Source organism: Luteimonas sp. A649, assembly GCF_054072735.1.
Genome location: NZ_JBSVRQ010000009.1, coordinates 1 through 4,742, shown reverse-complemented (window position 1 = coordinate 4,742; position 4,742 = coordinate 1). Strand labels below are relative to the sequence as shown.

The following is a 4,742-nucleotide window of genomic DNA, read 5'->3' as shown; positions in this document are numbered from 1 at the left end:
AACGCCTGAGTTAAGCCGAACCGCGTAGTGGAGGCAAAGGCATGGCAAGCTTTTCCTGCCATGCCTTTGCCGTAACGAAGCGGTTTCGGCTTGAACGAATTGTTAGGCGGCACCTGCACATTACTTGAGCTTTGATTGCAAGCGCTCGGCCCGCTTATTCAATGATTCCACCACGGACTTGCTTGGCTGAACTGGGTCAAATGTTGTCTGCCAATCTTGAATCAGCGAAAGCGCGTCTGCATAAGCTTTGCGGCGCTCAAGCAAAAGACTCAAGCGATCTACAGGGGCGTGCAGCCGGCGGTGCGCTGATGCATATGGATCCGCCGTTGTGAAAGAACGGATAGCTGCAATTGCTTGAGTCAGAGCTTGAATCGCAGCGTCAGTGGCTGCGTCCTGCTCAAGTTTAAGCGCAGCAGCTACTTGCTCATCTACTTTTTTGGCGCGATCTTCAAGTTGTGCGCGTCTGGCCCAATCAGGATCGCCCTTGGTAATGCAGAGAACGACACCAACAGATTTCTTGCCAAGAAGCCGCTTGAGCCAGGTTGTACCGCCGCGCACCGCGTGAACTGCGGCTTCGATGGGCTCGCCCTTGAGCAATGCATCTGCATCCCGAGCGTCCGAAGGAAGCCAGCCTATTTGCTCTCCAGATTGCGTAAGAACTTTGACCGCCCATCTGTCGTGCTGATTTGTCGGGTCGGCTTTGAGTTGAACCGGTTCGTTGGCTCGCATACGGCGAATGATGTCTTGGCGCGATGCGCCATCATCGTTGTTGTAGCTCTCGCCGCGCACGCCAACAAGAAAGGTTCGGCTCATGGTTCGGGTTCCAGGACTGCTCGGTTGTGCCGCCTAACGCCTGAATTAAGCCGACCCGCGAAGCGGGTTCGGCTTGAATGAATTGTTAGGGCTCATCACGGAACCTACAAGTGAAGAGTTCGCGAGAGTTTTCGCTGATGACAATCCTATGGCAGGACTCCCGGGTGATCTTGGGCAACAGCTCTCTGCGACCATATGGGTTTGAGTCATAGTGGAAGACTTGTGGCAGCCCGTTTGCTGTTAGCAAGGCGCCAATCCAAACATCAGAGTCAACGCCAGATTGTTCGACAGCTACCCAGAACGGTTTGTGAGATTTGACGGCTTCTCTTGCACAGGACAGTGCATCGATTGAGGTCTGGCCGATCCGGACAAGGCCGCAACTCTTCGCTGAGCGACCAGCAGCCATTCTTAGCTCGGAAGTAACCAAGTCTGCCGACGTGACAGGTCCCTGCGCACGGCAACCGAACCCAAATGCCGTTGTTGCCACTAACAGGAACGCGATGAGTTTGGACATGAGCCCTAACGCCTAAGTTAAGCCGAGACGCGTAGTGGAGCCAACCATATGGCAAGCTTTACCTGCCATATGGTTGGTGGAACGAAGCGGCTTCGGCTTGAACGCATTGTTAGGCCGCCGCCACCAGACATCGCGAACACTTGCCTGGAAGCACCGCAGCCCAACCCCTGAGTCGGAACATTACAACAACTTGCTGCAATCTGGCCGCAAACTTGAGTCTGATTGAGTAGAAGCACCGGGCCCTGCCGAAGCAGACTGATGCTGCCGCACCAACCTGCCAGATACCAATAGGTTCTTGGCTGGGACCACCAGACCGGACTCGAATGGGGTGAACAGCACCGTCATGATGATCGTTGGGATGAGGCCAATTGTCTTGGCGGTTGGATCAATGGCGCGGCACGTTCGGTGCACCGCAGCCGCGTAGGCAATGACCGGAGGGACCGTTACCAGCGCCAGAAGAATTGAAGCCGCAATTACGGTCTTGGACGAATGGGCAATGGCTGTGACGATCATGGCGGCGAACCAGACGACATGGACAATGTAGCTTTGGAACAAGCGCCGTCTCTGCCTGATGAGCTTGGGGATCAGAGAGGAATCCATTGCGGCCTAACGCCGGAATTAAGCCGCGCCGCGAGGCGGCGTCGGCTTGAATGAATTGTTGGACGGCATCCGCCGCTAGACGCGGTTCTTCTCAACAAGACGCCGATAGTGCTCCCCGAGTGCTGTAAGTCTGCACGATCTGGACTCCATTGCAGCGTTCCACATGTGACGCACTCCGACGGGTACAACTAGATTTAGGCGGTTGTACTTCTGCAGGAGACTGAATGTCCGCGTGTTCTCAAGGACTGGATCTGGCATCCCAGGATCGCGCCCTTTCATCTCGGGCTCGAATGTGGGATCCAGTTGGAACTCGGCGCCCGGCGCGGGAAAAAACTCTACCAAACGGCGCAGATCCTCTCGCGAGATTGGCGCCGCCACCTCTCGCAGAGACACAAATTGCTTAACATTTGTCTTGAATACTGGCCGCTGCTCCCACGCGCCCAGAGATTGATCAATATGCGCATAGATGCTGCCGGGGGTGATGTCGCCTGTTAGATTGGCTGCACTTCCACTGAGGGCATCAACAAGAAGCGTCGTGAATACGCCTCGGCCATCCCTCTCAGTCGCGTACTGCTCCGCGGTAGAGGCAGTGAGAACGGTGACCCCCTCTGACAAGCTGGCCAGATTTCCCTGGCCAGGCGGGGTTCCAGCGATCCCGGAATGGCAGCTATCAAGAAATATTACTTTGTTACGTGCCCTGGACTGATTTGCGAGAACTAGCACTTCGGAAAGGGAAATCCCCTCATCCCCTCGGACGGAATCTGAAGCGAGAAGGTACCCGCCCGTTGCCTCAATGTGCCCATGACCAGCGAAGTAGAGGAGAGCAATATCCGCATCTGACGCGAACAATTGCTGGATACTATCGCGAAGATCGCGACGCGTAACTACGTCAGATGGTCCCGTTCCCGTCAACAGCCTGCAGTCGAAGTTCACGCCGCCGCCGTCATGCCTCTCTAGTACTGATTTCACAGCGTGAGCATCGTCAACACATCCATACAGTGCTCCACTGTGCTGGTAGTAGTTGACTCCGATGATCAATGCGATTCGCACAGGAGCGCTCCTTACAGGCCGTCGATGAACTTCGCAATCCCATCCCAAGTCCATATGATCGTGCGCACGCCTTCTAGTGCAGTGCGATCGTCTTTGTAGATCCATATCCCTAGCAAAGGCACCTTCTCTTCCTTAGCGCATGCAATTTCCCACTTTTGCCCGCTCGACGTGAGGGAGTTCTTGCTCACTAAAGCGATTACGCCGTCGGATCGACGGATTCGCGTTCTGACGCGCTCCTTCCACTCTGAGTCGTAAGGCTCCTTCACCGACATGTCCACGTACTCGAACGGACACTTGGTGTGAAGCGACTGGCCCTTTAGCAGGTCGCGAGAAGCCTTGTCTTCGATTGCGAACGCAACAAAAATTACCTTTTTATCTGCCATTGTAGATCCCCCTTTACGTGCGGTCATTGTGGCTCAAGATGCGGCAGTAGACGCCGTCCAACGCCTGAATTAAGCCGCGCCGCGAAGCGGCGTCGGCTTGAATGAATTGTTAGCCGCTGACGCGCTCCACCAAGTCTGCGAGAAGGCGAGATTTGTGAAGCCAGGTAGCCACGGCCAAGTTGAAGACGACAGTAGCCCAGAAGGCGAGCTGAAACGACTGCTTCACGGTCTTGTGGCGGAACTGTTGTTGGGCTATCAGGGCCCCCGGCCACCCGCCGAGGAGGTCTACAAGGTGCAGGCTAGCTTCCGGGGTGCGTTGCGCATCGCTCTGGGCTGCGATCTTGTCGGACCTGTACTTGAGGTACGACAGGACGCTCAGTACGAAGTACGCGGCTATTACGAGCACCGGGAGAAGGCCGATGACAGCGGCGGCAACGCCGCTCATCAACGCGCACACACCAAGGGCCGCCCTTGGAACCCGAGAAGGGGCTCGCGGCACTTCGATCCTCTGGGCCGCGTGGCGAATCTGCCGGGCGTTAGTTCGCCCTCGCGCGTCAACGTTGGGAAGGTAAGAGATCATGTCGCCGGCAACAGGCCGGCGCGAACCCCGCTGAAACTCGTTGATATGGACGAACGCGCGAGTACCGCCGCCGTGGGGCACCACGAAGCCGAAGCCCTTGTCGTCGTTCCAGTCCGTGACCCGACCTGCAAGTCGCATTGCTGCCCCCATCAGCGGCTAACGCCTGAGTTAAGCCGCGCTGCGTAGTGAAGCGAACACATGGCAAGCTCTACCTGCCATGTGGCTCGCGTAACGAAGCGGCGTCGGCTTGAACGAATTGTTGGACGCCAACTCTATCCGAAGCCGGACCGCTTGCCACTTGCCACGTAGCGTCACGAAAAAGTCGCCACGGTCGCGCCTGAAGCTGCACGCTGCTGTCTCCGAAGCCGGGGAACCCCAGCCCCGCGGCCACGAACTCTCACCGTGAACTATCCAATGCGACCGCCTGGGCGAAGCGCATCCCCGATGGAGAAAACGGACGCCCCCGAAGCCAGCGAAGCTCGGCCACAGAACCTGCATCGCGGGCGACGCGTCTCAACGAAACTCTCGCACGCGCCGCGAACGTCACGATCGTGCGCTCTGATACTTGTGCGAAGCCGGATGCGCGGCCACCCAAGAACAACAACCTGCGAGCTCTTAGCGGCCAACACCTAAGTTAAGCCGCGCCGCAGCGGGGCGTGAAGCGCATGGCAAGCTTTTCCTGCCATGTGGTTTGCGCCCCGATGCGGCGTCGGCTTGAACGCATTGTTAGGCCCCAGAAATTGCCAGACTAAGTGCGACAAATCCAGCGCCCCGAAAAGGAGAGGTGAGCTGGCAGACTGGA

General features: G+C 57.2%; 5 protein-coding genes. All 5 read right to left on the bottom strand.

Annotation, left to right across the window (positions count from 1 at the left end; genetic code table 11):
* Positions 1-120 precede the first annotated feature (120 nt).
* Positions 121-813, bottom strand: a complete 693-nt coding sequence (locus tag ACW5E8_RS14685; protein ID WP_456966283.1) for an HIRAN domain-containing protein — start codon at positions 811-813, stop codon at positions 121-123.
* 694 nt (positions 814-1,507) lie between these two features.
* On the bottom strand, positions 1,508-1,927 hold the full coding sequence (locus ACW5E8_RS14680) for a hypothetical protein (RefSeq protein ID WP_456966282.1): 420 nt from the start codon (positions 1,925-1,927) through the stop codon (positions 1,508-1,510).
* 75 nt (positions 1,928-2,002) lie between these two features.
* Positions 2,003-2,977, bottom strand: a complete 975-nt coding sequence (locus ACW5E8_RS14675) for a caspase family protein (RefSeq protein WP_456966281.1) — start codon at positions 2,975-2,977, stop codon at positions 2,003-2,005.
* Positions 2,978-2,988: 11 nt separating this feature from the next.
* Entirely contained in the window at positions 2,989-3,360 is a 372-nt protein-coding gene (locus ACW5E8_RS14670; RefSeq protein WP_456966280.1) for a TIR domain-containing protein, read from the bottom strand.
* A 109-nt stretch (positions 3,361-3,469) separates the two neighbouring features.
* Complete coding sequence (locus ACW5E8_RS14665) at positions 3,470-4,078, bottom strand: DUF1294 domain-containing protein (protein WP_456966279.1); 609 nt, start codon at positions 4,076-4,078, stop codon at positions 3,470-3,472.
* Positions 4,079-4,742: the final 664 nt, after the last annotated feature.